General features: G+C 31.6%; 27 protein-coding genes. 13 read left to right on the top strand and 14 right to left on the bottom strand.

The window, feature by feature from the left end; translation table 11 throughout:
• Window positions 1–7 precede the first annotated feature (7 nt).
• Window positions 8–1,213 carry an N-acetylmuramoyl-L-alanine amidase family protein gene (locus MARIT_RS06005; RefSeq protein ID WP_024741621.1) on the bottom strand — a complete coding sequence of 402 codons (1,206 nt, stop codon included), beginning with the start codon at window positions 1,211–1,213 and terminating at the stop codon, window positions 8–10.
• Between the two features lie 93 nt (window positions 1,214–1,306).
• On the opposite strand from MARIT_RS06005, the gene MARIT_RS06000 reads away from it, so the two are divergent.
• Window positions 1,307–3,997 (top strand): putative LPS assembly protein LptD, encoded by a 2,691-nt coding sequence (locus tag MARIT_RS06000; RefSeq protein WP_024741620.1) that lies wholly within the window; start codon window positions 1,307–1,309, stop codon window positions 3,995–3,997.
• A 64-nt stretch (window positions 3,998–4,061) separates the two neighbouring features.
• Window positions 4,062–4,442 (top strand): RidA family protein, encoded by a 381-nt coding sequence (locus tag MARIT_RS05995; RefSeq protein WP_024741619.1) that lies wholly within the window; start codon window positions 4,062–4,064, stop codon window positions 4,440–4,442.
• A gap of 58 nt (window positions 4,443–4,500) precedes the next feature.
• Here MARIT_RS05995 and MARIT_RS05990 read toward each other — a convergent pair whose 3' ends face one another.
• The 4 genes from MARIT_RS05990 to MARIT_RS05975 all read right to left on the bottom strand — a co-directional run bounded on the left by MARIT_RS05990 (window position 4,501) and on the right by MARIT_RS05975 (window position 8,738).
• Window positions 4,501–4,863, bottom strand: a complete 363-nt coding sequence (locus MARIT_RS05990; protein WP_024741618.1) for a methylglyoxal synthase — start codon at window positions 4,861–4,863, stop codon at window positions 4,501–4,503.
• A gap of 36 nt (window positions 4,864–4,899) precedes the next feature.
• Window positions 4,900–5,892, bottom strand: coding sequence for a type I glyceraldehyde-3-phosphate dehydrogenase (gene gap, locus MARIT_RS05985; protein WP_024741617.1), 993 nt, complete (start codon window positions 5,890–5,892; stop codon window positions 4,900–4,902).
• A 332-nt stretch (window positions 5,893–6,224) separates the two neighbouring features.
• A complete protein-coding gene (pfkA, locus tag MARIT_RS05980; protein ID WP_024741616.1) occupies window positions 6,225–7,211 on the bottom strand; it encodes a 6-phosphofructokinase in 987 nt (328 codons plus the stop codon).
• Window positions 7,212–7,376: 165 nt separating this feature from the next.
• On the bottom strand, window positions 7,377–8,738 hold the full coding sequence (locus MARIT_RS05975) for a tetratricopeptide repeat protein (protein ID WP_024741615.1): 1,362 nt from the start codon (window positions 8,736–8,738) through the stop codon (window positions 7,377–7,379).
• Between the two features lie 299 nt (window positions 8,739–9,037).
• Between MARIT_RS05975 and MARIT_RS05970 the strand changes: the two genes are divergently transcribed.
• Both MARIT_RS05970 and MARIT_RS05965 read left to right on the top strand, forming a co-directional pair.
• The gene (locus MARIT_RS05970; protein ID WP_024741614.1) at window positions 9,038–9,379 is read left to right on the top strand and encodes a DUF2853 family protein; all 342 of its coding nucleotides are present in this window, start codon (window positions 9,038–9,040) and stop codon (window positions 9,377–9,379) included.
• An 89-nt stretch (window positions 9,380–9,468) separates the two neighbouring features.
• Window positions 9,469–10,893 (top strand): L-serine ammonia-lyase, encoded by a 1,425-nt coding sequence (locus MARIT_RS05965; RefSeq protein WP_100211046.1) that lies wholly within the window; start codon window positions 9,469–9,471, stop codon window positions 10,891–10,893.
• Window positions 10,894–10,949: 56 nt separating this feature from the next.
• On the opposite strand, the gene yaaA is transcribed toward MARIT_RS05965, so the two are convergent.
• Window positions 10,950–11,708: a peroxide stress protein YaaA gene (gene yaaA, locus MARIT_RS05960; protein ID WP_100211045.1), complete on the bottom strand. Its 759-nt coding sequence runs from the start codon at window positions 11,706–11,708 to the stop codon at window positions 10,950–10,952.
• Between the two features lie 239 nt (window positions 11,709–11,947).
• Entirely contained in the window at window positions 11,948–12,709 is a 762-nt protein-coding gene (locus tag MARIT_RS05955) for an MBL fold metallo-hydrolase (RefSeq protein WP_100211044.1), read from the bottom strand.
• 79 nt (window positions 12,710–12,788) lie between these two features.
• Here MARIT_RS05955 and MARIT_RS05950 point away from each other — a divergent pair, with 79 nt between their 5' ends.
• From MARIT_RS05950 to MARIT_RS05935, 4 genes are all read left to right on the top strand, one after another.
• Entirely contained in the window at window positions 12,789–14,228 is a 1,440-nt protein-coding gene (locus MARIT_RS05950; RefSeq protein ID WP_024741610.1) for a hypothetical protein, read from the top strand.
• A gap of 107 nt (window positions 14,229–14,335) precedes the next feature.
• Window positions 14,336–14,884, top strand: a complete 549-nt coding sequence (locus tag MARIT_RS05945) for an RNA polymerase sigma factor (RefSeq protein WP_024741609.1) — start codon at window positions 14,336–14,338, stop codon at window positions 14,882–14,884.
• Between the two features lie 36 nt (window positions 14,885–14,920).
• The gene (locus tag MARIT_RS05940) at window positions 14,921–15,442 is read left to right on the top strand and encodes a hypothetical protein (RefSeq protein ID WP_024741608.1); all 522 of its coding nucleotides are present in this window, start codon (window positions 14,921–14,923) and stop codon (window positions 15,440–15,442) included.
• Between the two features lie 4 nt (window positions 15,443–15,446).
• A complete protein-coding gene (locus MARIT_RS05935) occupies window positions 15,447–15,908 on the top strand; it encodes a sensor of ECF-type sigma factor (protein WP_100211043.1) in 462 nt (153 codons plus the stop codon).
• A gap of 68 nt (window positions 15,909–15,976) precedes the next feature.
• Here MARIT_RS05935 and MARIT_RS05930 read toward each other — a convergent pair whose 3' ends face one another.
• The 4 genes from MARIT_RS05930 to kdsB form a co-directional block, all read right to left on the bottom strand.
• Entirely contained in the window at window positions 15,977–16,192 is a 216-nt protein-coding gene (locus MARIT_RS05930; protein WP_024741606.1) for a hypothetical protein, read from the bottom strand.
• A gap of 134 nt (window positions 16,193–16,326) precedes the next feature.
• Entirely contained in the window at window positions 16,327–16,593 is a 267-nt protein-coding gene (locus MARIT_RS05925) for a hypothetical protein (protein ID WP_024741605.1), read from the bottom strand.
• Between the two features lie 41 nt (window positions 16,594–16,634).
• Complete coding sequence (locus MARIT_RS05920; RefSeq protein ID WP_100211042.1) at window positions 16,635–17,333, bottom strand: HAD family hydrolase; 699 nt, start codon at window positions 17,331–17,333, stop codon at window positions 16,635–16,637.
• On the bottom strand, window positions 17,326–18,063 hold the full coding sequence (gene kdsB, locus MARIT_RS05915) for a 3-deoxy-manno-octulosonate cytidylyltransferase (RefSeq protein WP_024741603.1): 738 nt from the start codon (window positions 18,061–18,063) through the stop codon (window positions 17,326–17,328). Before kdsB ends, MARIT_RS05920 begins: the two co-directional genes overlap by 8 nt.
• Window positions 18,064–18,576: 513 nt before the next feature.
• Here kdsB and MARIT_RS05910 point away from each other — a divergent pair.
• Window positions 18,577–18,927, top strand: a complete 351-nt coding sequence (locus MARIT_RS05910; protein ID WP_024741602.1) for a hypothetical protein — start codon at window positions 18,577–18,579, stop codon at window positions 18,925–18,927.
• A gap of 42 nt (window positions 18,928–18,969) precedes the next feature.
• On the opposite strand, the gene MARIT_RS05905 is transcribed toward MARIT_RS05910, so the two are convergent.
• Genes MARIT_RS05905 through idi form a run of 3 tightly spaced genes read right to left on the bottom strand, consistent with a single transcriptional unit; the run spans window position 18,970 to window position 20,876 of the window.
• Window positions 18,970–19,947 (bottom strand): type I phosphomannose isomerase catalytic subunit, encoded by a 978-nt coding sequence (locus MARIT_RS05905; RefSeq protein ID WP_100211041.1) that lies wholly within the window; start codon window positions 19,945–19,947, stop codon window positions 18,970–18,972.
• Window positions 19,948–19,951: 4 nt separating this feature from the next.
• A complete protein-coding gene (locus MARIT_RS05900; RefSeq protein WP_024741600.1) occupies window positions 19,952–20,365 on the bottom strand; it encodes a 6-pyruvoyl trahydropterin synthase family protein in 414 nt (137 codons plus the stop codon).
• Window positions 20,358–20,876: an isopentenyl-diphosphate Delta-isomerase gene (gene idi, locus MARIT_RS05895; protein ID WP_024741599.1), complete on the bottom strand. Its 519-nt coding sequence runs from the start codon at window positions 20,874–20,876 to the stop codon at window positions 20,358–20,360. Before idi ends, MARIT_RS05900 begins: the two co-directional genes overlap by 8 nt.
• Window positions 20,877–20,983: 107 nt before the next feature.
• On the opposite strand from idi, the gene MARIT_RS05890 reads away from it, so the two are divergent.
• From MARIT_RS05890 to MARIT_RS05875, 4 genes are all read left to right on the top strand, one after another.
• Window positions 20,984–22,573: a peptide chain release factor 3 gene (locus MARIT_RS05890; protein ID WP_024741598.1), complete on the top strand. Its 1,590-nt coding sequence runs from the start codon at window positions 20,984–20,986 to the stop codon at window positions 22,571–22,573.
• A gap of 238 nt (window positions 22,574–22,811) precedes the next feature.
• Window positions 22,812–24,230: a hypothetical protein gene (locus MARIT_RS05885; RefSeq protein ID WP_231975200.1), complete on the top strand. Its 1,419-nt coding sequence runs from the start codon at window positions 22,812–22,814 to the stop codon at window positions 24,228–24,230.
• A 28-nt stretch (window positions 24,231–24,258) separates the two neighbouring features.
• Complete coding sequence (locus MARIT_RS05880) at window positions 24,259–25,188, top strand: peptidylprolyl isomerase (protein ID WP_024741596.1); 930 nt, start codon at window positions 24,259–24,261, stop codon at window positions 25,186–25,188.
• Between the two features lie 193 nt (window positions 25,189–25,381).
• Window positions 25,382–26,053 carry an energy transducer TonB gene (locus tag MARIT_RS05875; protein ID WP_157926209.1) on the top strand — a complete coding sequence of 224 codons (672 nt, stop codon included), beginning with the start codon at window positions 25,382–25,384 and terminating at the stop codon, window positions 26,051–26,053.
• The last annotated feature ends 45 nt before the right edge of the window (window positions 26,054–26,098 follow it).

The raw sequence follows: 26,098 nt of genomic DNA, 5'->3' as shown, positions 1-26,098 counted from the left end.
TAAATTACTACTTTTTTCGAGCTTCTTTCAATGAAATTTTCTTATCGTTTTTAAAGGCTACTATAAAAGCTCCTTTATGTCCCAATCCTCTCACCTTAGCAAGTGTTTGTTTTACAGAGAAATAACTATCAGTACTTCCATAATAATATTTATAATACCCATCTATGCGCATTGTTTCTACCTTAGTAAGCCCTTTAAAATTAAAATTCTTATTTGTTAAAATTTTTCTTGAAGCTGCTATTTGAACTTTAAAAATAACTTGCCCCTTTTCTTTTACCGTTGAATTACTTTTTATAATACTTCCTTTTGGATCCTTTTTCTTAGTAGAAGTATGTTTTTTATGCACCTCCTTCTTTTTAATCACTTTAGGAATAACCTTCTTATCTTTCTTAACAATTTTGGTTTTAGCTACCTGTTTTACAACGGTGTTTAATCGTAACCTTTTGATATATTTCTCAATAGCGATAGCTATTGATTTTGCCATTTTTAATTGCCCTGATTTTGTATTTAAAAATTTCCCTTCTGCCTTATTCGTTAAAAAACCAAGTTCTATTAACACACTTGGCATCACCGTTTCTCTTAATACTAAAAAATTAGCTTGCTTTACTTTTCTATCATATCTTTTAATTTTAGAAAAATTATACTGAATTAAATCTGCAATAGCCAAACTATTGTCTAAATTTTCCTCTTGCAATACAGATAGACCAATTACTGACTCTGGAGAATTTGGGTCATAATCATAATTTTTTTTGTAATTGTCCTCTAATAAAATTACCGCATTTTCTCTTTTCGCAATTTCTAAATTACCACTATTTCCATTAAGACCTAATACAAAGGTTCCTGCCCCATGAGCATCTGAACCATGTGAATCACAATGTACTGATACAAATAAATCTGCTTTTTTATTATTGGCTATCTTTGCCCTATTATGCAATTCCACAAAAACATCTTTTTTTCTTGTGTAAACAACCTCTATATCTTTATTTTTCTGTAATTCTTTTCCTATTGCCAAAACAACTTTCAATGCTATTTTTTTCTCTTTGAAACCATTTCCTAAATTCCCAGGGTCTCTGCCTCCATGCCCCGCATCTAAAACCACCTTATATTTCTGAGCTACTAAAGAAAAAGGCTCTACTAGAAAGAAGAAAGAGAACAAGAAAATTCGCAAAATTTTCGTTGCGGTATAAATTTTGTAAGGTTTTAAAAATTGCATCAATAAAATTTAACTATTTTTGGCTTCTCAAATTTGGTGCTTCAATAATTGAGCCATACTTTTACTCATCGTACAAAAATAGCATTTAAAGCATTGCAAACAAATCTATCATACATACTTTTATTTTTTAGTTTTTTTTATAGCAAGCAAAGTTATTCTCAAGAGCTAAAAAAGAAACCTATCCCTTTTCAAAAGGTAAATAAAATAGACAGTATCATTCATACTGAAAAAAAGACTTCCCTTTTAAAAACTAAAGACACCACTGCTGTGAGCATTGATTCTATTAAGCCTAAAGAAGCTATCGACGGTATTATTAGTCATGATGCCCAAGATTATACACTTCAGAATGCTAAAGAAAAAACAATTACTCTCTACAATAATGCTAGGGTTACTTATACTGATATCAATTTAAAGGCTGGTATTATTATTATTGATTATAAGAATAATACTGTATTAGCCAAAGGGATTAAAGATAGTCTTGGCTATAAGCAACGACCTGTTTTTAAACAAGGAAGTCAAGAATCTGAGCAAGACTCTATTTTGTATAATTTTAAAACAAGACGCGCTTTAGTATATGGTGTAAAGACTGTTCAAAGTGGGATTATAACATATGGTGAAAAAACAAAACGTGTGAATGATTCTACTATTTACATGAGAAATCTACGTTTTACGACATCTAAGAAGAAAAAGCCTGATTATTACATTGCTACGAGCAAAGCCAAACTTATTCCTGGTAAAAAGATCATTGTAGGAGGTAGTAATTTGGTACTAGCTGATGTACCTACACCTGTTTTTTTACCTTTTGCCTATTTCCCTTTGACTGAAAAACAAACCTCTGGTTTTATCATTCCTTCTTGGGGTGAAAATGATCGACAAGGGTTCTTCTTACAAAATGGGGGATATTATTTTTCAATCAATGATTACGTTGATTTAACTATATTAGGAGATTTATATACAAATGGTAGCTGGGGATTACGTACAGACTCTAATTATAATGTTAGGTATCGTTTTAATGGTAATTTTAGTTTTCGATTTGAAAATATTATTCAAGGAATTAGAGGATTAAGTAACTATGACAAAAGAAGTAATTTTAACATTACTTGGAGCCATAGCCAAGATACTAAATCAAGTCCTAATTCACGATTTTCTGCTTCTGTAAACTTAGGAAGTAGTAAATATTACAGGCAATCATTAAATGAGTTTAACAATTCTCAATTTTTAACGAATACTTTAAATTCCTCTATTTCTTATTATAAAAATTTTGTAGGAACTCCTTTTAACATGAGCTTAAATGCTACGCATTCTCAAAATACGAATACGCAAATTGTTACGATGACCCTTCCTTCTTTACAATTAAATATGGAACGTCTTTACCCTTTTGCAGGAAAGGGGGGGGTAAAAAAGAACCCTATTCAAAAATTAGGGGTTACCTATAGTATGCAAGGAGAATATAGAATCAATGTTCCTGATAACCTATTTTTTACATCCGAAATGTTTCGAACAGCAAAAACGGGAGTACAACATAATTTAAGCACAAACACGAACTTAAAAGTTGCGAAATACTTTACCTTATCTCCTAGTGCTAATTATAAAGATGTTTGGTATTTTGATAGAATTAACAAACGCTATGACCCGAATATTCCTAATAAAAATAGAGATTTAGGACTGGGAGCCCCTGTAAATGATATTATTAGTGGATTTAATCGTTTTAACGAATATAATTTAGGTGTTTCTTTATCTACTAATATTTATGGTACATTTAATTTTAAAAAAGGACGGTTAAAAGCTATTAGGCATACTTTTAGACCTTCTATTTCTTATGGATATAGGCCTGATTTTGCTGCTGATCATAATTTACAAGTACAACAAAGTGCAAATCCTAACGACCTTTTAACATACTCCCCTTTTGAAAATGGAATTTATGGACAACCAGGAAGTGGTGTTTCTAACGCTATCGGTATTACGCTAAACAACGTACTAGAAGCTAAAGTTGCTACTAAAGACCCTAATAGTGATAAAGAAGATCAAAAGATTACGCTCTTAAACAATTTGAACTTTAGTGCTAGGTATAATATTGCAGCAGATAGCTTGCGCTGGTCACCTGTATCTGCTTCTGCTGGAACTCGTTTATTTAAAGACAAATTAGCACTAAATGCTAATGCTACCTTAGATCCATACCAAGTAAATAGCAAAGGGATTCGGATTAATAAATTTAATGGTAGTCTTTTTAGAGTGACTAATGTAAGGGTTACTGCGAATTACTCAATATCAAGCAAAGATTTTGAAAAAGATAATGATCCTAAGCAAAATAGCCAAGGAAATGGCGCACAAAATACTCCTGATGTTTTTGGCGAAAACATGAAAACAAGTAATGGTTTTGCTAATAATTCTAGTAATAATCAAAATAATAATGAAAGGGAAACAAAAAAAGCAGCGTTATATAAAGCAAAAATACCTTGGACACTTAACTTAGTATATGCTATGAACTATGCCAGCAATGGTGTAACTAGCGATATCAGCAACAATTCTCTAATGTTTAGTGGAGATATTGAATTATCGCCTAAATGGAAGGTTGGTTTTTCTTCTGGATATGACATTAAAAGAAACGCATTTACCTACACTCGATTGAATTTTTCTAGAGACTTGGATAGCTGGCGCTTTAATTTTAACTGGACTCCTTTTGGAACAAATTCTTCTTACTATTTCTTTATTGGGGTAAAAGCTTCTGTATTAAGCGATCTAAAATGGGATAAAAACAAACCGCCAGATAGAAGGCTTTTTTAAAATACTGACTTTTAGATTTTACACTATTTATAAATTAAAACGACTGTAATAAAACACAAACAACATGAAAAAAATAATCACAACTTCTAAAGCACCTGCTCCTATAGGACCTTATAATCAGGCCATATTAAGTGGCAATACGTTATACACTTCTGGTCAAATTCCTATAAACCCAGCAACTGGTGAATTGGTTTCTGACTCCATAGAATCAGAAACAAAACAAGTTATGGAAAACATGAAAGAAGTTTTAGCCGCTGCAGAAATGACTTTTGAAAATGTAGTAAAAACTTCTATTTTTATTTCTGACATGAACAACTTCTCAAAAATTAATGAAGTGTATGCTAAATACTTTAATGAAGATACTGCTCCTGCACGAGAAACCGTAGAAGTAGCCAATCTACCAAAGTTCGTAAATGTAGAAATCAGTATGATTGCTATTAAGTAGCTAATTATTAGCATAAAATAAAAGGAGGGAGTAATTTAGTTTACTCCCTCCTTTTATTTTACAAAGCTTTCATTAATAATTCTGCCGTCGCAGGATTTGTAGCTAACGGAATATCATGCACATCACATAAGCGTAATAACATGGTTATATCTGGCTCATGCGGATGTTTTTCATGTGGGTCTCTAAAAAACAATACCATATTACACATACCCTCTGCTACTCTACTTGCAATCTGCGCATCTCCACCAAATGGACCTGATAAAAATTTGGTTACCTTAAATCCTGCTCTCTCTGCCTTAGTTCCTGTTGTTCCCGTAGCTATTAACCGGATATCTTTTTGATGCAAAATTGCTTTATGTTTGTTTAAAAACTGTATCATTTCTGCCTTCTTCCCATCATGCGCAATAATTGCTATCTCCATCATATCCTATTTTTCTATTTAATGTACTACTACTTATTATAATGATGCTGAATACTCCAATAGATCTACTATTTTCGTTGCATAACCAAATTCATTATCATACCAAGAAATTACTTTAAAGAAATGTTCATTCAACTCTAAACTAGCTTCTGCATCTATGACAGATGTTCTTGTTTCTGATACAAAATCTTGAGAAACCACCTCATCTTCCGTATAACCTATAATCCCTCTAAAATCCGTTTCAGAAGCCTTTTTTAAAACTGCCATAATCTCCTTTAAGGAAGTTTTTTTCGCTGTTTTGAAAGTTAAATCAACTAAAGACACATCTGCCACAGGAACTCTTACAGCCATTCCTGTCAACTTCCCTACCATCTCTGGTATCACTTTAGTCACTGCTGCTGCTGCCCCTGTTGAAGTTGGTATAATATTATTCACAACCGAACGCCCTCTACGCCATTTTTTATTAGGACCATCTACTGTACTCTGAGTAGAAGTTGCAGCATGCACCGTAGTCATTAGCCCTTCTGTTAATCCAAAATTATCATGAATCACTTTTACCAAAGGAGCCAAACAATTCGTGGTGCAAGAAGCATTAGAAATAATTAACTCTTCTTTGGTTATCTCATGATGATTTACCCCCATCACATACATATTAGCATCTTTAGACGGAGCTGAAATAATTACTTTTTTAGCCCCTCCTTTTAAATGGAGTGCTGCTTTTTCTTTTGTTGTAAAAAAGCCTGTAGATTCAATAATATACTCTGCTCCGATCTCATCCCATTTTAAATTTTCTGGGTTCTTATCTGCACTAACTCTGATCGTTTTTCCATTTACCACCAAGTTTCCATTCACTACAGCTACCTCTCCATCAAAACGACCATGAACAGAATCATATTTTAACAAGTATGCTAAATAATCAACATCTAATAAATCATTTATTCCTACTATTTCTATATTTTCTCTACGAATCGCTGATCGAAAAGCCAAACGTCCAATTCTACCAAATCCGTTAATTCCTATTTTTATCATTTTCTATAATTTTTATCTTATCTAAAGTCGTAATTTCCTAAAAAAAATTACAACACTATTCACACGTTATAATATTACAAATATAGGGTATATAAGTACAAAAGAATTGGTAGATTTTAAAATCTATCAATGTTTATTTTACTTACTACTTCTACACTTTACCCCTAGTTAAACATTCCTTTAAATCAATATTTTTTGTAGAAGATTCTCTTCATTTTTGACCAAAAATACTTCAGCATTTTTTTTATGGAAACAATGTTTGCATTCAAGCTAAACTGAACATATAATATATATCAGAAGCTACTAAAACCATTAAAACACTTCCATTAGTACTATATCGTTACTATATCCGAAACTCTAATTAACTCTTTATCTATTTTAGACTGCCCTTTAATTGCTTTTTTCAAAGGTGTCAAGGTCATTTTATCATGCATTAAACCTACCATGTAATTTGACTTTCCTTCTAACAAACTTTCCACAGCTTTTACCCCCATTCTACTAGCGAGTACTCTATCAAAACATGAAGGTGCTCCTCCCCTTTGCATATGTCCCAATACAGAAACCCTAACTTCATATTCAGGAAGATGCTCTTCTACATAATCTTTCAGTTCAAATACATTCTTTCCTATTTTATCCCCTTCTGCTACAACTACAATACTTGACGATTTTCCTGACTCTTTACTTCTTTTTAAAGACTCTAATAGTCGATCTAGCCCTAAATCTTCTTCCGGAATAAGTATCTCTTCCGCTCCAGCTCCTACTCCTACATTTAACGCTATATGCCCTACATCTCTTCCCATAACCTCTACAAAAAACAACCGATTATGTGAACTTGCTGTATCTCTAATCTTATCAATTACATCTACCACAGTATTCAAAGTAGTATCATAACCTAAAGTATGCGTTGTTCCATAAATATCATTATCTATTGTTCCTGGAATCCCTATCACTGGAAAATCAAATTCTTTATTAAAAATCAAAGCTCCTGTAAAGGTTCCATCTCCTCCTATGACGACTAAAGCATCAATCTCATTTTTCTTTAATTGCTCATACGCTTTTTGTCTTCCTGCTACCGTCATAAAATCTTTAGACCTAGCTGATTTTAAAACGGTACCTCCTTTATTAATAATTCCTTTTACACTTCTTGCATCTAGATCTTTGAAATCGCCTTCGATCATTCCTTGATAACCTCTGTAAATTCCTGTACATTTAATACTGTGATACGCACATGTACGTACTACTGATCTAATTGCAGCATTCATTCCTGGAGAATCTCCTCCGGAAGTCATAACTCCTATTTTTTTTATTTCTTTCATAATTCTGAGTCTCAAATTTACCTAAATATACTGCTTATCTAACAAAAATATGCGAAAACGTTTTCGGTTTTCAAGATCATTTTATAACCATATCTCCCTCTTAAAAAACAAAAAACACCCTTTTTACTTTTGATAAAAAGGGTGCATATTCATCAGTACAGTTTTATTCTAAACCTTATATTCCGATATTATCTTTTTAACATTTTCTTTTTCAAACACGGTTGGATATAACTCTTTTATAATGCTATGAGATTCAAAATCGATTGCCAATCCATTTTTTAAATGAGTTAAACTATACGCTTCTTCATCTAATATCATAAATAGCCCAGATAAACGATATTCTATTTCAGCAAAGTTTTCATACCTTCTTTTAGCCTTTATTAAAACTTTTAAAGCATCATTAAAATCTCCCAAAAATTGTAGCACATCAGCCAATCCTATATATATCTCAATAGCAAAATCATCTAATTGAATACATTTATAAAAGGCTTTTATGGCTTCTTCATAAAAATCTAGTTTTAAATTTATATCAGCATATTTACGCCAGTACGAAGCCTTAGTATCATCTATTTGAAGTGCCTTTCCTATATAATAAACCGCTTTTTGGTAATCTTTCTCTCGGTAATATAGATTGGCCAATAAAACCCAACCTTTTTCCAATAACGGATCTTCATGTACTGCTTTCTTATAGTATTTTACAGCCGTATCTGCGTCTTTCAATTTCTCAAAGCATTTACCTATTCTTATATAAGCGAAAGCCATAGGATCATCTAGCTCCGTTGTAATGATATAATTTTCTATAGCTTCTTCATAGCGATCTAATTTTTCAAGTGTTTTTGCTTTTTCTAAGTAACCACCAATAAAACTTTCATCTATTACTACAGCATAATCAAAAGCTTTTAAAGCTTCTTCAAAATTATTTAACACAAAATATTGTCTTCCTAATTGATGCCATGCAACTTCACTATAAGGGTTTTTATCAATATATTCTTTTAAGAAAGTAGCAGCTTCTTGATGCTGATTATTCATATCAAAACAATATACTACATTGTATAGTGACGAATAATCCTCAAAGTCTAAAGCTACACATTTTTCAAAACTCCGTCTTGCATGTTCAAAATCATCTAGATACAAATACTCCATTCCCATGATAGACCATATATCAGCAGGTTCATTTGAATACTCTAACCCTTTTTTTAGTATGCTTACTGCCTTTTTGTGCTTTCCTCTTTTCGAAAGAATAATTGCTTTTTGAATGAATACCTCTTCATTATGCGGTTCAACTGCTTCTACCTCGGATAGCCATTTTACAGCTTTCTCTAATTTATCTTCAAAAACTAGTAATTCTACCTTTAATAACTTCAAAATTATAGAAGATGGGTGCTGCTCTAATCCTAATTTTACAGCTTTTTTTGCTAATGAATGCTTTCCTGAATCTAAATAATGCTGAATAATTTCTTCGAATTCCACAGAATCGAAGAAATATACATTATTTGTTTTTAACATTGATTCAAATTTCGATAGTGACATAGGCTTTGAGTTTTAATACCTTATAGCATTTGATCATAAAAATCTAACTGCTTAAAAGCGTTCAACAATCTATTTTACCCAATTCAGGTTCTTATACACTTAAATTATATTTAAATGTACTATATCTGTTATACCTGTTTTAAAGTTACAAAAATTCTTTTCAACAATTTAATTAACATTGTGACTTTTCATGGAATTATGCGTCTAACCAGTGTATAAAATTCTCTATTGGTAATATTTATTATTTTTACTACATTTGAGAAGTGACAAAAAAGAATTAACCTATTTAAACAAAAAGCATGAGTAAATTTGACGAAAAGGTAGCATTGTACAAAAATTTTATGGATGATAAAAACATGAGTTTTGATGCAGATTTATTAAAAGCTGTAACCAAAGGCTTAGGTCCATCTATTTATAAGAGAGATGCTGAAACTGTATCAGGATCAGACCCAAAAGAATTAGAAACTGTGAAGAAAAACTTCTTAATCAAGAAGTTAGGCTTATCAGATAGTCCTAAATTAGATGATGCTATTGCTAAAGTAGTTGATAAAATAGGAAAATCTGAGAGAAGTAAATATAGAGCTGTTGTTTACTATTTACTAGTTAAAGAGTTTAACAAGGAATCTGTGTACGGAATGTAGTACGCTATTGCTATTCAAATAAAATCTCGTACTGTGTTAAATCGGTACGAGATTTTTTTATTTTTGCGCCTACAAACAAACTAAATTTTATGTCGCAATTTATTAGTGTATTTGACATGCTAAAGATTGGTGTTGGTCCATCAAGCTCACATACTTTAGGCCCTTGGAGAGCTGCTCAACAATGGATTCAAAAGCTTAAAAAGGACGCTATTTTTGATGCAATTACAGGCATTCGAATAGATTTATATGGCTCTTTATCTTTAACAGGAAAAGGACACGCTACTGATTTATCCGTTTTGTTAGGACTAAGTGGAACAGATCCTGAATATATCCCTATTAATGACATCGATCTTATCATTGAAAAAATAAAAAAAACAAATACACTATCATTCAATGCAGAAAAAGAACTTTCTTTCTCTACTGATAATGTAGTTTTTAATAAAGATTTTTTACCTTTCCACTCAAATGGGTTAACATTTAGAGGTTTCTCTAAAGGAAATGAAATTTCTACTGAAACTTATTATTCTATTGGAGGAGGTTTTGTTATTCAAGAAAAAACAGAAGGCGTCGAAGAAATAGAAATCACTAAAGATAATTTTCCTTTCCCTATAAACAAAGCTACTCAATTAGAGGCATATTGTAAAAAAGAAGGAAAATCAATTTCAGAAATCGTTTTTAGAAATGAATTAGTCTTAAAAACAGAACATGAAATTAATAACGAATTAAAACGGGTATGGGACACCATGCTTGAATGTATGTATATAGGTTGTCATACAGAAGGCATACTTCCTGGAGGATTGAATGTAAAAAGAAGAGCTTTTGACACGCATCAAAAACTAATTAAAAATGCCTCTTATAACAATGCTGACGAATGGATTTCTGCCATCAGAAATACAGAAGTCAAATTTAGAGAAATACTAAAATGGGTCAGTTGCTTTGCTTTATCAGTAAATGAAGTGAATGCCTCTCTGGGAAGGGTGGTAACAGCTCCTACTAATGGCAGCGCAGGGGTTATTCCTGCCGTTCTGATGTACTATTTGGTTATTGAAAACCACCAAGCCGATATTCAACACATTAAAAAATTCTTACTCGTTGCTGGTGAAATAGGGAGTATTTTTAAAAAGAATGCAACCATATCTGCTGCCATGGGCGGGTGCCAAGCTGAAATTGGCGTTTCTTCAGCAATGGCCGCAGCCGCTTTAACCGAACTATTAGGCGGAACCCCTTCTCAATGCCTAGTTGCCGCAGAAATTGCAATGGAGCATCATTTAGGTTTGACTTGCGACCCTATTGGTGGACTGGTACAAGTTCCTTGTATTGAACGAAATGCAATGGGAGCTATCAAAGCTATTAATGCCGCTGAACTGGCATTAGACTGCGATCCTAAAACAGCTAAAGTACCTCTAGATAAAGTAATTGATACAATGTGGGAAACTGCAAAAGATATGAACCGTAATTACAAAGAAACTTCAGAAGGAGGTCTTGCTATTACAGTTGGGCTAGCCGACTGCTAAAATTTAAATGATTCACTATTAACATATGTTGTTAATAGTGAATCATTCTATTATTTTTATCTTATAAAAACTAACTCCGTTTCTGTTGACATTTCAGAAGAGAAGCCATAATTTCCAATATTAAATCCTTTTAAACCTTCCAAAGTAGTTATATTATTATCTATTATATAACGAACCATCATACCTCTTGCTTTCTTTGCAAAAGTCATGATCATTTTATACTCTCCATTTTTCAAATCTTTAAATACAGGTGTAATTATTGGAACCTTAAGCTTCTTTTTCGGTATTACTTTAAAATACTCAGTACTTGCTAAGTTTACGAATAATTCATCATCTGGTATTTCTCTATTTAAAGCTTCTACAATATCGTCTCCCCAAAATTTATATAAGTTTTCTTTTTCTCCAACTTTTAAACGAGTTCCCATTTCTAATCGATACGGTTGTATTAAATCTAATGGCTTTAACATTCCGTATAATCCTGACAATATACGTAATCGGTCTTGCAATATTGGAAACTTCTCATTATCTAAAGACGCCACATCAATTCCTCTATATACTTCTCCTGTAAATGCATAAACTGCCTGTTTCGCATTTTCCAAAGAAAAAGGTAGCGCCCAAACTTGATTTCTATCATAATTCATTGCCGCTAAATCATCAGAAATTTTCATTAACTCTGATAATTCTTTTCTAGATAATGTTTTCAACTTCTTATTAAGCTTTTCAGATTTTTCTTTAAACTGAGGCTGTGTATGTAAAGTTGTTGACACTTTTGTTTCAAAATCCAATGATTTTGCTGGAGATATAATGATTTTCATAAAGATCTATAATAATTTATGCGGTAAAAATACAATTGCTAATAAGATCTCCAAACTTTTTAAGAATGTAATAATTAATACGCTTATAGAATTTTTAAATACATAACCTCATCTTATTGAAGCGATTTCAACTTTTTGTTTTGAAGCTAAAATTTAGTTTTTTTTGCCTTAATGAAGTCTTTTTTGAGTAACATAACCTTAGCTACGTTGTGAGAAAAAGCCAAACGAATTTGCCTATGCTATAATGTGATTTGCAAACCATCAAATGCCAAAAAAATGTTATTAGGCAATGTTTCCTGTACCCTTTTATGAAATCCTAATTTATGCGAAATATGAGTTAAATATGCCTTTTTGGGATTTAACTCTTCTATTAAACTTAAAGCCTCTTCCAAATTAAGATGCGTAGGGTGCGTCTCTAATCGCAATGCATTCACTATCAAAACGTCCAAGTCCAAAAGCTTCTCTTTTTCTTTCTTTTCTACTGTTTTTACATCCGTTAAATAAGCTACATTTCCAAATCTATAAGCCGTTACTGGCAATTTACCATGCATAACTTTTACAGGGGTAACCTTTACCTCTCCTAAATAAAATGGAGATTCATTAATACTATTTTTTACGACTGTGGGAGCTCCTGGGTAACGGTTTTCTGTAGCAAAAATATATTCAAACCTCTTCTCCAAACTTTTAAACACTTGGCTTGTTCCATAAATAGGCATTTCTCCTATTTGAAAACAATAAGGTCTAATATCATCAAAACCAGCAGTATGATCTGAATGTTCATGTGTAAATAAAATACCATTTATCGATTGAACTTTTTCTCGTAACATTTGCTGTCTAAAATCAGGTCCACAATCTATAACATAATTATAATTACCCCATGAAATCATAATTGAAGACCGTAATCTCTTATCTTTTGCATCTTCAGATAAGCACACCGGATGATTATTGGCTATCATTGGTATTCCTTGAGAGGTTCCTGTTCCTAAAAAAGTTATCTTCATAATTAGGACAAAAGTAATATAAAAATTGACTGATAGCTCTTTATTTTACTACTTTTGCCCCAGTTATAAAAACAACCAAATGGCAATTACTTTAAAAGGAGATAAGAAAATTAGTAGCGTACCTACTACTAGAAGTAAGGCATTAAGAATCAATTTAAATGCAAATATTTATGGAACCTTTGCTGAAATTGGAGCAGGTCAAGAAACCGTTCGTAACTTTTTTAGAGCGGGCGGTGCATCTGGTACAATTGCAAAGGCAATGAGTGCTTACGATAAAGATTTTTCAGATGCTATTTACGGTATTGAAGTAGATCAACGCTATGTTACCGAACCTCGCTTAAAAAAAATGCTAGCTCATGAAATAGATTTAATAGAAGAAAGATTAACAAGAACAAAGCATCCTGACAAATTATTTTTTAGTTATGCCAATACAGTGGCCACTATTAACTTTTCAAAAAAGTTTAAAGGTCATGGATGGGTAGGTATTCGATTCCAATTAGATCCTTTAGAAGATTATAATGAAATTGTATTACACCTTCGTTTTAAGGAAACAGAAGCTAGAGCACAACAAGAAACTCTTGGTGTTTTAGGGGTTAACCTTATCTACGGAGCCTTTTATATGAATGATAATCCTAAAGATTTGGTAAAATCATTCTATGACAATATAGATCATGATAAATTAGAAATTGACATGATTAATTTCTCTGGACCTCGTTTTACCTATGTAGATAATCGTTTGATGAGTTTACAATTAGTTAAAAATGGGATGACCAACGCTGTGATGTTTGGTCCTGATGGAAATAATTTATTACCAGCTCAAGTTCTTTACAAAAAAAACATATTAGCCTTACGCGGTAGCTTTAGACCTGTAACTAAAGTTAATATGGATATGTTTGAAAAATCTAAGGAGCTTTTCTTTAGTGAAAACAAAGTAAATCCTAAAAAATCTCAAATTATCTTTGAAATTACACTTAGCAACTTACGTGCGGAAGGAGAAATTAATGAAAGAGACTTTTTAGATCGAGCAGAATTACTTTGCTCATTAGGTCAAAATGTAATGATTACCAACTTCCAAGAATATTATAAACTCGTAGAATATTTTAGCGAATTTACTAAAGAACGTATGGCCTTGGCTATGGGAGTTTATAACCTTATCCAAATTTTTGATGAAAAATACTATAGAAATGTAAGTGGCGGAATATTAGAAGCCTTTGGTAAGCTTTTTTATAAAGACTTAAAAGTATATATGTACCCCTATAAAGAAAAGGAAACAGGAGAGTTTATTACTAGTGAAAACTTAAAAGTTCATCCTCGTATGAAAGAACTCTACAAGTTTTTCAAACATAACGGAAGGCTTGTTGATATTAAAGATTTTGACCCAGAAATTCTACACATTTTCTCTAGAAAAGTACTGAAAATGATTAAAAATGATGATGATGGATGGGAAGAAATGTTGCCGAAAGGAATTCCTGAAACGATTAAAAGTAATAGACTGTTTGGGTCTCGTAGAAGAAGCTAAATTTAAAAATAAAAAGGAGAACGTAAAAAGTTCTCCTTTTTTCATAAAATGTAGTTATATTTTTAAACCTTTACATTTTTTGAAAGTCTAATACCAAAACCAATCAATTGACGGAAGAAATTACCTTAATAAGCAACTTACAAAATGCCAGCACTAAAGAGCAAGCATTTCGCACTTTGATATCTTTATACAAAGAGCGTTTGTATTGGCATATACGTAAAATTGTAATTTCTCACGATGATGCAGATGATGTTTTACAAAACACTTTTATTAAGGTTTTTAAAAATATAGATAATTTTAATCAAGAAAGTAAGTTATATTCTTGGCTATATCGTATTGCTACTAATGAAGCCATTACTTTTATCAATAAACGAGCAAAAAGTAATCATCTTGACGTTTCAGAAATGCAACAGGTACTCATTTCTAACTTAGAAAGCGATAGTTGGTTTTCTGGAAATGAAATTCAACTCATTCTGCAAAAAGCAATTGCTACATTGCCTAGAAAACAACAATTAGTATTTAATATGAAATATTTTGACAATATGAAATATAGTGATATTTCAGATGTTTTAGACACTTCCATAGGAGCACTAAAAACTTCTTATCATCATGCCGTTAAAAAGATTGAAAAATACATAAAAACGAACTCAAATTAAACCTTTTATGATAACAATAGTCTTAGCATAACAAGCATGGAAAATAAACATTCAAATAATAATTTATTGTCTGGTCCTAAAATAACATCAGGGTTTTCTATAGAAAATGAATATTTTAATTCTATAGAAGACTCTTTTTATTGCAAAATCTTAGAAGAAAATTTACCTAAATCACATGGTTTTAAAACCCCTCCCCAATACTTTGACTTTATAGAAGATAACATCCTTTCCAAGACAAAAAAATTTCCTGCACAAACATTCTTTCAGAAAGTAAGACAACTTATTCCCACGATAGCTGCCGCCTCTGTTTTACTTTTTATTGCGCTTAATTATTTCACTTTTGGAAGCAAAGCTATTACTTTCGATGAAATTACGGCTATTGATATTGAAAATTGGTATGAAAACGGATATGGAACCGTTGACAGTGATGAAATAGCTACTACTTTAGAACAGTCTGATTTTGATGATGATAACTTTTTAAATTCTACTAAAGATCATGATATCGAAACTTATTTAGAAAATATAAATACAACAACTTTAATTGACGAAATACGATAGAATTATGGGGAAAACAACTATTATTACAATTATTTTTACACTTTTTTTATGCCGTACTACTATGCTGGGGCAAGCTAAAAAAGGAAGTAAAGAAAAAATACGTGCTTATAAAATAGCTTATTTAACAGAACGACTTGATTTGACCGAAAAAGAAGCTTCTAAATTTTGGCCTTTGTATAATAAATACGATAAAGCAGTTAATGAATTACGACATGAAAGTAAATTTAAGCTTAAAAAGCGCATAGCAAAACAAGGCGGTATAGCTGCTCTAAATGAAAGTAAAGCTAAAGATCTCTTCTTTAAAATTAGATCTTTAAACCAACAGATCAACCAAATTAGTGAGAATTTCTATAACCAACTTCCTCAGATACTTTCTTATAAAAAAATCATAAAACTAGAAATCTCTGAAAGGGAATTTCATAGGAAACTTATACGTAAACTACGTAATAAAAGGAATTTTAAATAAAAAGCTTCCTAGTAATACTCTTCCCTTTTCTTAGACAGAGCTTTTTAAAAAGACTCTGTCTTTTTTTGTTAAACTTTTTCTTTCTGCTTTATTTCTATCAATGCCATACAAGCATAGAGTTCTGGTTTATTAGATACAAACCCTTTTAACCATATTGTTAACTCATTAACTTCATAAGGTAATAATCTTTGTAATGCTTTCTCTAATTCTTTACAAAATAAATCGCTGTTAAAACTTACTTTTCTAAGTATCGTTTTTGTGTATTCAAACATTGCTCTAGCCATAACTTTCTTTAGGGGGATTAGTTAATAACAAAACGTAAGGTACGAAATTTTATTCTCTTTTGAAATGTTAAAATTAAATTAAAAAAAAATCCAGTTTAAAAAAACTGGATTCTATACAATATATAACTCAATAATTATAAGCTATTTACCTTAGAAACTAGCTCTCTTGCCTTACTTTCTAACTCTGCACTAATTCCTTTATAATGTACTTTTTTATTTTCTATATCTTTGGCATTTACTTTTTCCAGTAAAGCATCAAAAGTAGCTATTGCTTCATCTATAATTACTTCTGATTTTTTAGTATCAGCTTTTGGGTTTAACAATTCCCATACATAGCATTCTTCAATGATATCTCCTAACGTATAGTTAATGTCTTTTTTTAAGTTTTTTATGCTTGCCATAATTTGTTTTATTTATACCACGCAAATTTAGTCTATTTTATCTAAGCGCTTATATATTTTAAAATATTTTTTATTTCAGAAACGGTAATGTAAGCCGTATCAGATTGCTCTTCTTTAGTTACCTCTTCATGTGCCCAAGTTGTATGAAAAGGGACATGAATAGCTGAAGCTCCTATTTTTATTAAAGGTAAGATATCTGACCTTAATGAATTCCCTACCATCAACAACTCTGAGGGGACTATATCTAAATGCTTAAGCAGTTTCTGATAATCTTCAACCTTTTTATCGCTCATCACTTCAATATGATGAAAGTATGTTGCTATTCCAGATTGTTCCAATTTTCGCTCTTGATCTAATAAATCTCCTTTAGTTGCAACAATCAACTTATATTTTCCTTGTAGGTTTTGTAAAACCTCTTCTACTCCTTCCAATAATTCTATAGGTTTTTCAAGCATTTCCTTTCCTATATCTAAAATTTCTTCTATAGCTTGTTGACTGATACGATAATTAGATAGTTCTAGAGCGCTTTCAACCATTGATAACATAAAGCCTTTCACTCCATATCCGTATATCGTTAGATTTTTGATTTCTGTTTTAAATAATTCTTGGTCTATTTTATTCTCTGTCTCGTATGCTGATAATAATTTTGCAAATCTTCTCTCTGCTTCTCTAAAATAAGTTTCATTCACCCAAAGAGTATCATCTGCATCAAATGCAATAACTTTTATTTCTTTATTCATTTTCTGACAAATATTTTATCGCTTTTTCTAAATCTTCAGGAGTATCAATTCCAACTGCCTCTACTTCTGTTTCAACCATCTTAATTTTTTTCCCTACTTCTAAATATCGGATACACTCTATCTTTTCAGCTGACTCTAGAGGAGTCATTGGTAAATGATAAAAGTCAATTAATGCCTCTTTCCTAAAAGCATAAACTCCTTTGTGCTTATAATATTTTACTTCAATATTTTTATCTCTATGATACGGTATGGGACTTCTCGAAAAATACAATGCAACTTTATTATTATCTGTAATAACTTTTACATTATTAGGGTTCTCAATATCTTCTTTATTCGTAATATGAACCATTAATGATGCTAAATCTACTTCTTTTTTATCATCTTTTTTAAAAACAGTTATTAACTTTTCCAAAGACTCCATATCTATAAAAGGCTCATCTCCTTGTACATTAACAACAATATCCACCTCCATTTCTTTAACTGCTTCAGCAATTCTATCTGATCCACACTCATGCTCTTTTACACTTTTAATCACATTTCCGTTTGCAACTTTAATAGCTTCACTTATTATATCAGAATCAGTAACCACAAAAACATCATCAAATAAATTTGTTTTAATAGCTGCCTCATATGTTCTCACAATAACTGGCTTTCCTCCTAAATCTTTCATTAGTTTACCAGGAAATCTCGAAGCGCTGTATCTTGCCGGAATCATGGCTATTATTTTCATAAATATTAAGGTATAAAATTTCATCTCAAAGATACATATTTCTAAGCTTTTAGGAATTTACGACAACTCTTAGATTTACAAAACTTTAACAAAAAAAATATTAAAGCCTTTCTTTAATTTTCAATTAATTTTATACATTTGACTCAATGAAAGAATTTACAAATATAACTGCAATTTTAAAACAGAAGATAAATGTCATTATCCACAATACATTTACCATGATGCGCGGCTATAATTATTCTAAATCTCATAAATGTTTGCACATAGAGAAAAGCACTGTAAATTGTTTCTTTTAAACACAAAGAATTTCTATAATAATAAATCTACAAGGTGCTTTTGATAAAGGCACCTTTTTTTATATACTAATTTTAAATATATCATTATGTACACGTTAACCATTTCTTTAAAACAAGTTTGCAATTATTACAAAACCCGAATGTTTATCTTATCTGGCAATCTTTTTAATAATCATGAACCTGAACCAATATTACTTACTCTTAATACTTAAAAACCATGAAATCGCAACATAAAAAACACCACAGTTCTTTCCAATTTATTGTCAATAAAAAACAGGTTAGTAAAAACAAAATACTAAAAACTTCCATTTTATATGATAAAGTGGCTCTCTCTGCGAGTCAGTCTGTTACTCCATACAGCAATCTTTTAAATACGAATCTAAAATCATTCGAATTTAACATCTTAAAAAAAGCTTATTTAAACGATGAGCTCATTGTAAAACAGCACATCCAAAAATTAAGTAATTCTGAGCTAGAATTAAAAATAACAGTAGCTAAGAAAAAGGAAAAACACCAAGATATCATTTGTAAAGCAATATATGGCTATACTTTTAAGAATGCCTCTTAAGAAAGTTAAATTAAAATAGGTTCATTAACTATTCCTTTGAACCTATTTTATATAAACCTCCAGCAATTCAGAAGGTATAATTGCAGTGATTTCCATCTCGCTTACATTTGCTGGGATTAAAATAGTTTCACCTTTTTGTAGCTTTTCTATCTGATTTTTGTAAATAAAAGAAACTGCTCCCTCTACACACATATAAATCACAAAAGAATCCTTGGTACTATTATTTATTTTTAATTCCTGAGTTACTGAAAGTATATTAGAGGTAAAATAAGGACATGATACAATTTCCGAAGATTTATTCTCAATTTTATCATACACTTGGTTATACCTTTTTTTCGCTTTATAATCAATGGCAGCTAACGCTTCCGTCGTATGCAAATCTCTATAACCGCCGTTAATATCTTTCCGATCCCAGTCATACACTCTGTAAGTGATATCTGATCGTTGCTGTATTTCTGCTAATAGTACCCCCGCTCCAACCGCGTGAATAGTTCCTGTAGGTATAAAATAAACATCTCCTTTTTTTACTTCATCTACATTTAAAATACCTAGCAAAGACTTATTATTCAAGTGATGTAGATATTCTTCTGTATTCGAATCCTTTTTAAATCCCACAATTAAGTTTGCATACTTATCAGCCTGCATAATATACCACATCTCTGTTTTACCAAAAGAATGGTGTCTTTTTTTAGCCAATTCATCGTTAGGATGTAACTGAATACTTAATGTTTTTTTAGCATCTATGAACTTAACTAATAGAGGAAACTTATCTCCAAATTGCTGATATACTTTCTCCCCTACTAAATTTCCTTTATATTCTTGAATCAATTCAGTTAATGAAGCACCTTTATAATTTCCTGTTGCTACCACAGAAACATCCTTTCCTATGTCTGATATTTCCCAACTTTCACCTATATTTTTTCTAGAATCTTTTTTATTAAGAAGTTTTATTAATTTTTCTCCTCCCCAAACTTTCTCTTTTAAAATTGGCTCAAATTTTAACAACTGATCTATCTTCATATAATTATTCTCCGCTATAACTTACGTAATTTCTTGGGGTTTCATATAATGTAATCTTTAAGTCGAGTTTTTTTAAAATCTTTACACGCAATTTGTTATAAATTACAATTGCGATATTTTCAGCTGTTGGATTCAAGTCTTTAAACTCCGTCACTTCGATATTTAAATTCTTATGATCAAAAGCTTCTTCTATTTCTTCTTCTATTAATTTTTTAAGTTTTCCTAAATCGTAAACAAAACCTGTTTCCTTATCTACTTCTCCTGTTAATGAAACAATCAATTCATAATTATGCCCATGATAGTTTGGATTGCTACATTTCCCAAAAAAAAGATTATTTTTTTCCTCTGACCAATCTTCTCTATGTAATCTATGTGCTGCATTAAAATGAGCTTTTCTATGTACAGTTACTCTAGGCATTTACTAATTTTGAATATGACTCTTTAAATATGATTTTAAACCATTCTGTATATATTGCTGGTTTCCTTTTTATATCTTCTTTTACTTCTTCTAAACGCATCCATTTATAAGCGGCAACTTCTTCCTTGTTTATGATTGGTTTATCATTATACTTTCCTATCATTACATGATCTAGCTCATGCTCTGTTAATCCATTATCAAATGGAGCTTTGTATATAAACCAAAAAACTTCTTCCAATTCACAAGTGAATCCCATTTCTTCCTGCAACCTTCTCCTTCCTGCTTCTAAAGAACTCTCTCCATTTCTTTGATGAGAACAACAAGTATTCGTCCACAATAAAGGAGAATGATATTTGTCTGCTGCTCTTTGCTGTAACAACAATTCTTTTTTATCGTTAAATACAAATACAGAAAATGCCCTATGCAATAGTGCCTTCTCATGAGCTTCCATCTTTGGCATCAATCCTAACTGATTGTCATGCTCATCTACCAAAATTACTTGTTCTTCCATATATTCATTTTACGAGAGGCAAACTTACAAAAATGATATTAGTTCAACAATTAATCCTTTGAACAGTTCCAGTTTAAAACGTATCTTTGCAACCTTAAAATTTATAGATGAGTTTTTTAGAAGAAATACAGAAGAGACGTACATTCGGAATTATATCGCATCCAGATGCTGGTAAAACTACTTTAACAGAAAAATTATTACTCTTCGGAGGAGCTATTCAAGAAGCAGGTGCCGTTAAGAATAATAAAATAAAAAAAGGAGCTACTTCTGATTTTATGGAAATAGAACGCCAACGTGGTATCTCTGTTGCAACCTCTGTATTAGCATTTATTTATAAAGACAAAAAAATAAATATATTAGATACTCCTGGGCATAAAGATTTTGCAGAAGATACTTTCAGAACGCTAACTGCCGTAGATAGCGTTATTGTTGTTATTGATGTTGCCAAGGGAGTAGAACCACAAACAGAAAAACTAGTAGAAGTTTGTAGAATGCGTAACATTCCTATGCTTGTTTTTATTAATAAACTAGATAGAGAAGGTAAAGATGCTTTTGATTTATTGGATGAAGTAGAGCAAAAGTTAGGATTACACGTTACCCCTATGAGCTTTCCTATTGGAATGGGGTATGATTTTAAAGGAATTTATAATATTTGGGAGAAGAAAATAAATTTATTTTCAGGAGATCATAAGACAACTATTTCTGAGGGTGTTCAATTTAATGACATTACGAACCCTGAATTGGATCAAATAATTGGTGAAAGCGCCGCGGAAACCTTACGAGAAGAACTAGAGCTGGTTTATGAAGTATATCCTAAATTTCGTCAAGAAGAATACTTAGCAGGAAACCTTCAACCCGTTTTCTTTGGATCTGCTTTAAATAACTTTGGAGTAAAAGAATTGCTAGATGCTTTTATTGAAATTGCTCCACAACCTCAACCTAAAAAAGCGGAGGAACGTTTGGTAGATTCTAAAGAAGAAAAACTAACAGGATTCGTTTTTAAAATTCATGCAAACATGGACCCTAAACATCGAGATCGCTTAGCTTTTATTAAAATTGTTTCAGGTGTTTTTAAAAGAAACTCTCCCTATTTACATGTTCGAAATGGCAAAAAAGTAAAATTTTCTAGTCCGAATGCATTTTTTGCAGAAAAAAAAGCAATTATAGATGAATCTTTCCCTGGAGATATTGTTGGCTTACACGATACAGGAAATTTTAAAATTGGAGATACGCTTACAGAAGGTGAAATACTAAATTTTAAAGGTATTCCTAGCTTTTCTCCTGAACATTTCCGATATGTGAATAACGCAGATCCTATGAAATCTAAGCAATTATATAAAGGTTTGGATCAATTAATGGATGAAGGAGTAGCCCAATTATTTACATTGGATATCAATGGTAGAAGAATTATAGGTACCGTAGGAGCTCTCCAATATGAAGTTATTCAATACCGTTTAGAGCATGAATATGGCGCTAAATGTACTTACGAAAACATTCAGGTACACAAAGCTTGTTGGGTACAACCCGAAGATGAAAAAAATGAAGAATTTAAAGAATTTAAACGTGTAAAACAGCGCTACCTAGCAAAAGATAAGCAAGGTCAATTGGTGTTTTTAGCTGATTCTGAATTTACAATTCAGATGACACAAAGTAAATACCCTTCTGTAAAATTGCATTTTACAAGTGAGTTTGATTAATTATCTAAAATTGGGCATCATTCAAAAGATGAAATACTGCACTTATATTAGTATAAAAAAAAGCAATACTATCCTTTTAAAAATAAGGGGAAGTATCGCTTTTATTACATATAACATCGGATTTCTTTTATTATTTTTATTTTTACTGCCCCATTGTTTTAGTCAGCAAAAAAATTTAGAAGAATTTCAAGGAAAAAAACTCGTAAATAGAGTTCGTCTCAATTTTATTCCTGTGCAAATGCCTACCTCATCATTCCCTAACTTAAAAAATACAATGGGGCTCATGGGATTACACTATCAAGTCCCATTTAATGAGTGGCTATATGGTGGAGCTGCTATCCATTCAGCTATCACTGGAGATCAAGGAGGTCTGTTTACATTAGGAATTGAAGTCGGTATTCATAAACACCTTTTCAAAAACTTATATTTCGACACTAATTTCCACTTTGGGGGTGGCGGTGGATATAGGTATTTAGTAAACGATGGTGCCTTTATTAATACAAATTTAGGTTTTCAATATAAAAAAAAGGCATTTTCATTCGGCGTTCAATACAGTCATTTAAATTTTTACTCGGGAAAGATAAAAAGTAACAGTATTTCTCTATTTCTTGAGATACCTAGTATTTTACGTTTTACCGATTATCAACAAGCACAAAAAGAATTTATTAATACTTCACTTTCTAAAAATAACCTTTGGAAACGAGCTGCTATTAAAAATGCGCAACAAGTGCGTTTTGATTTCTTTTTCCCTTTTGGAAACTCTAGAAAAGATGATGCAAATCAACAAGCTCCTTTAAGAGCAACCTTATATGTAATAGGTTTTGAATATCAAAAATATATGAATGAGCAGGTCTTTCTTTTCGCTCATACAGATGCCATTTACAAAGGATTGCGAGCTGGTTTTATGGATTTGTTTTTTGGTGCTGGTTACCATCTAAACTTATCTGAACGGCTTAATTTATTTGGTAAACTAGGTATTGGAGCCGCTGGCGGGCGCATTGCTCCTGAGGGAGGTTTAATGATGTACCCTAGTGCTGGAATTAACCTAGCACTTTCTAATCGTTTCTCATTAAGTAGTCATGGGGGATACTATAGAGCCATTACAGGAGATTTAGAAGCTTATACTTTAGGTTTTGGATTGAAATATACTAGTTTTAATGGAGGAACCTACTTTGCTACAGAAGAGTATCAAAACTTATATACGCAAGGCATTAGAATAGCTTTACTGAATCAAAGTTATTTTAAGGTTGCTAAAACAGATGCTCCTAAAACCGATTTACAATTATTAGCAATACAGTTTAACTATGATATAAATAATACCTTCTATGTTATAGGAGAAGCTGGATTTGCTTATAAAGGGAAATCAGGAGGATACGCTCACGGATTAGTCGGCATAGGGCTATATAGTCCTAGATTTTTAGACGAGAAATTAAGAGTACATTTAGAAGGAATGATTGGAGCTGCTGGCGGAGCTGGGGTAGATACAGGTGAAGGAATTGTTATTCGCCCATCTCTTGGAATAAGTTACCATATATCTCCTAGCATCTCTTTATTTTCATCTATAGGTAAAATGGTTGCTCCCTTTGGTAATATGAATACAAGTAATATAAATGCAGGATTAAGCTTTGAGTTATCAACTTTATCCGCTTCAAAATAAATTTAAGAATAGAATTAAAAACAAGATAATGAATAACGGAATCTACGCAAAGTTTACAACTCCTAAAGGGGAGATCTTAGTAAATTTAGAATATGAAAAAACACCAGGAACAGTTGGTAATTTTGTTGCTTTAGCTGAAGGAAATTTGGAAAACTCAGCTAAACCACAAGGAACTCCGTATTACAACGGACTTAAATTCCATAGAGTCATCCCTGATTTTATGATTCAAGGAGGCTGCCCTCAAGGAACAGGTACTGGAAATCCTGGGTACAAATTTGATGATGAAATCCACCCCGAATTAAAACACAATGCTCCTGGAAAACTATCCATGGCAAATGCAGGACCAGGCACAAACGGATCTCAATTCTTTATTACACATGTACCAACACCTTGGTTAGATGGAAAACATACTGTTTTTGGAAATGTCATAGAAGGTCAAGAAATTGTTGATGCAATAGCACAAGGAGATGATATGCAAGTAGAAATCATTCGCGTTGGAGAAGAAGCTACATCTTTTAACGCTGTGGAAGCTTTTAGGTCTTTTGAAGGGGCTAGAGAAAAACGTGAAGCGGCAGAAAAAGCAAAACAAAAAGAATTGTTAGATTCAGTTGCCGCTGGATATGATGAAACACCAAGTGGATTACGCTATAAAATCTTACAAAATGGTAGCGGAAAGCAAGCTACTAAGGGAGCTAACGTAGCTGTCCATTATAAAGGTCAGTTACTAGACGGAACTGTATTTGATTCTTCTTATAAACGCAAGCAACCAATTGAATTTGCCATTGGGGTAGGTCAAGTAATTGCAGGTTGGGACGAAGGTATCCAATTATTAAAAGTAGGAGATAAAGCACGCTTAGTAATTCCTTCGCATTTAGCTTATGGGGCTGCTGGAGCCGGAGGGGTTATTCCTCCTAATGCAACACTTATATTTGATGTTGAACTAATGGACGTTAAATAATTACTTCTTTTGAAAAGATAAAAGCTCTCAATTTAATATTGAGAGCTTTTTACTTTAAGAAAATGTTAAACTTCGCGCTTTCCTAATCATATTATTTAAAGTAGTAATAATGGTATCTTAAAAAGATAAACACCGTTTTTTTTTGATATTTACCTCGATCTTTCACCCCCAAATATGTATCAAAATGAAAGCTATGTTTATTTTATTATTTTCTTCTTACCTTAACCTAATAACAGCGCAGAATCGATGCGAATCTTCTGGCCAAATAGTATTGGATATTAATGCTATCGAAATCAGCAAATGCGCTATAGAAACTACTTCCTCCCCTACTTCCTCTCTACAAACAACAAAAAAAGCTCAAAAAACAAGTATTCAGCATACTTATTCAAGAAAAAAAATTCACCATAGATTTAATAAAATCAATACGCAGAAAGCTTCTTTCAAAAAAGTTCCTTTCAATAACTCGCTTCCCAAAATTAACACGGATAAGCAAACCCCTTCTCTTCAAAAAGAAATATTGTTTGTTACTGTTGATGAACCACCACTGTTCCCTAATTGCAAGTACAGTACTAAAGAAAAAAACATACAATGCTTCAAATCTAGTATCAACAAACATTTCAATCAGAACTTCAACTACGAAAGATTTTCTGAAATAACTACAAAAGACAAAATATTTATTCGTTTTACCATAGATATCAAAGGGAATGTAAAAAAAACTCAGATTTTGAGCTCTAACGAAAATAAAATATTAACAAATGAAATTAATAGAGTTCTATTAAAACTTCCTCAGTTTAGTGCAGGTAAATATAAAGGGGTACCTGTAAATGTAACATATACCTTTTCTATTAACTTAACATTAACTTAATTTTATTTTTTTATGTAATAAATATTTAATAGTATTTTCGTGGCT

The sequence above is a fragment of the Tenacibaculum maritimum NCIMB 2154 genome (assembly GCF_900119795.1).
Classification (GTDB): domain Bacteria; phylum Bacteroidota; class Bacteroidia; order Flavobacteriales; family Flavobacteriaceae; genus Polaribacter; species Polaribacter maritimus.
The sequence above is the reverse complement of the archived record's forward strand: the minus strand, read 5'-3'. Positions and strand labels throughout refer to the sequence as shown.

Coding starts and splice junctions, on each gene's coding strand:
- MARIT_RS06005 (WP_024741621.1), bottom strand. CDS start 1,213: ATGCAATTTTTAAAACCTTACAAAATTTATACCGCAACGAAAATTTTG.
- MARIT_RS05995 (WP_024741619.1), top strand. CDS start 4,062: ATGAAAAAAATAATCACAACTTCTAAAGCACCTGCTCCTATAGGACCT.
- MARIT_RS05990 (WP_024741618.1), bottom strand. CDS start 4,863: ATGGAGATAGCAATTATTGCGCATGATGGGAAGAAGGCAGAAATGATA.
- gap (WP_024741617.1), bottom strand. CDS start 5,892: ATGATAAAAATAGGAATTAACGGATTTGGTAGAATTGGACGTTTGGCT.
- MARIT_RS05975 (WP_024741615.1), bottom strand. CDS start 8,738: ATGTCACTATCGAAATTTGAATCAATGTTAAAAACAAATAATGTATAT.
- MARIT_RS05970 (WP_024741614.1), top strand. CDS start 9,038: ATGAGTAAATTTGACGAAAAGGTAGCATTGTACAAAAATTTTATGGAT.
- MARIT_RS05965 (WP_100211046.1), top strand. CDS start 9,469: ATGTCGCAATTTATTAGTGTATTTGACATGCTAAAGATTGGTGTTGGT.
- yaaA (WP_100211045.1), bottom strand. CDS start 11,708: ATGAAAATCATTATATCTCCAGCAAAATCATTGGATTTTGAAACAAAA.
- MARIT_RS05955 (WP_100211044.1), bottom strand. CDS start 12,709: ATGAAGATAACTTTTTTAGGAACAGGAACCTCTCAAGGAATACCAATG.
- MARIT_RS05950 (WP_024741610.1), top strand. CDS start 12,789: ATGGCAATTACTTTAAAAGGAGATAAGAAAATTAGTAGCGTACCTACT.
- MARIT_RS05940 (WP_024741608.1), top strand. CDS start 14,921: ATGGAAAATAAACATTCAAATAATAATTTATTGTCTGGTCCTAAAATA.
- MARIT_RS05935 (WP_100211043.1), top strand. CDS start 15,447: ATGGGGAAAACAACTATTATTACAATTATTTTTACACTTTTTTTATGC.
- MARIT_RS05930 (WP_024741606.1), bottom strand. CDS start 16,192: ATGGCTAGAGCAATGTTTGAATACACAAAAACGATACTTAGAAAAGTA.
- MARIT_RS05925 (WP_024741605.1), bottom strand. CDS start 16,593: ATGGCAAGCATAAAAAACTTAAAAAAAGACATTAACTATACGTTAGGA.
- MARIT_RS05920 (WP_100211042.1), bottom strand. CDS start 17,333: ATGAATAAAGAAATAAAAGTTATTGCATTTGATGCAGATGATACTCTT.
- kdsB (WP_024741603.1), bottom strand. CDS start 18,063: ATGAAAATAATAGCCATGATTCCGGCAAGATACAGCGCTTCGAGATTT.
- MARIT_RS05910 (WP_024741602.1), top strand. CDS start 18,577: ATGAAATCGCAACATAAAAAACACCACAGTTCTTTCCAATTTATTGTC.
- MARIT_RS05905 (WP_100211041.1), bottom strand. CDS start 19,947: ATGAAGATAGATCAGTTGTTAAAATTTGAGCCAATTTTAAAAGAGAAA.
- MARIT_RS05900 (WP_024741600.1), bottom strand. CDS start 20,365: ATGCCTAGAGTAACTGTACATAGAAAAGCTCATTTTAATGCAGCACAT.
- idi (WP_024741599.1), bottom strand. CDS start 20,876: ATGGAAGAACAAGTAATTTTGGTAGATGAGCATGACAATCAGTTAGGA.
- MARIT_RS05890 (WP_024741598.1), top strand. CDS start 20,984: ATGAGTTTTTTAGAAGAAATACAGAAGAGACGTACATTCGGAATTATA.
- MARIT_RS05885 (WP_231975200.1), top strand. CDS start 22,812: ATGCCTACCTCATCATTCCCTAACTTAAAAAATACAATGGGGCTCATG.
- MARIT_RS05880 (WP_024741596.1), top strand. CDS start 24,259: ATGAATAACGGAATCTACGCAAAGTTTACAACTCCTAAAGGGGAGATC.
- MARIT_RS05875 (WP_157926209.1), top strand. CDS start 25,382: ATGTTTATTTTATTATTTTCTTCTTACCTTAACCTAATAACAGCGCAG.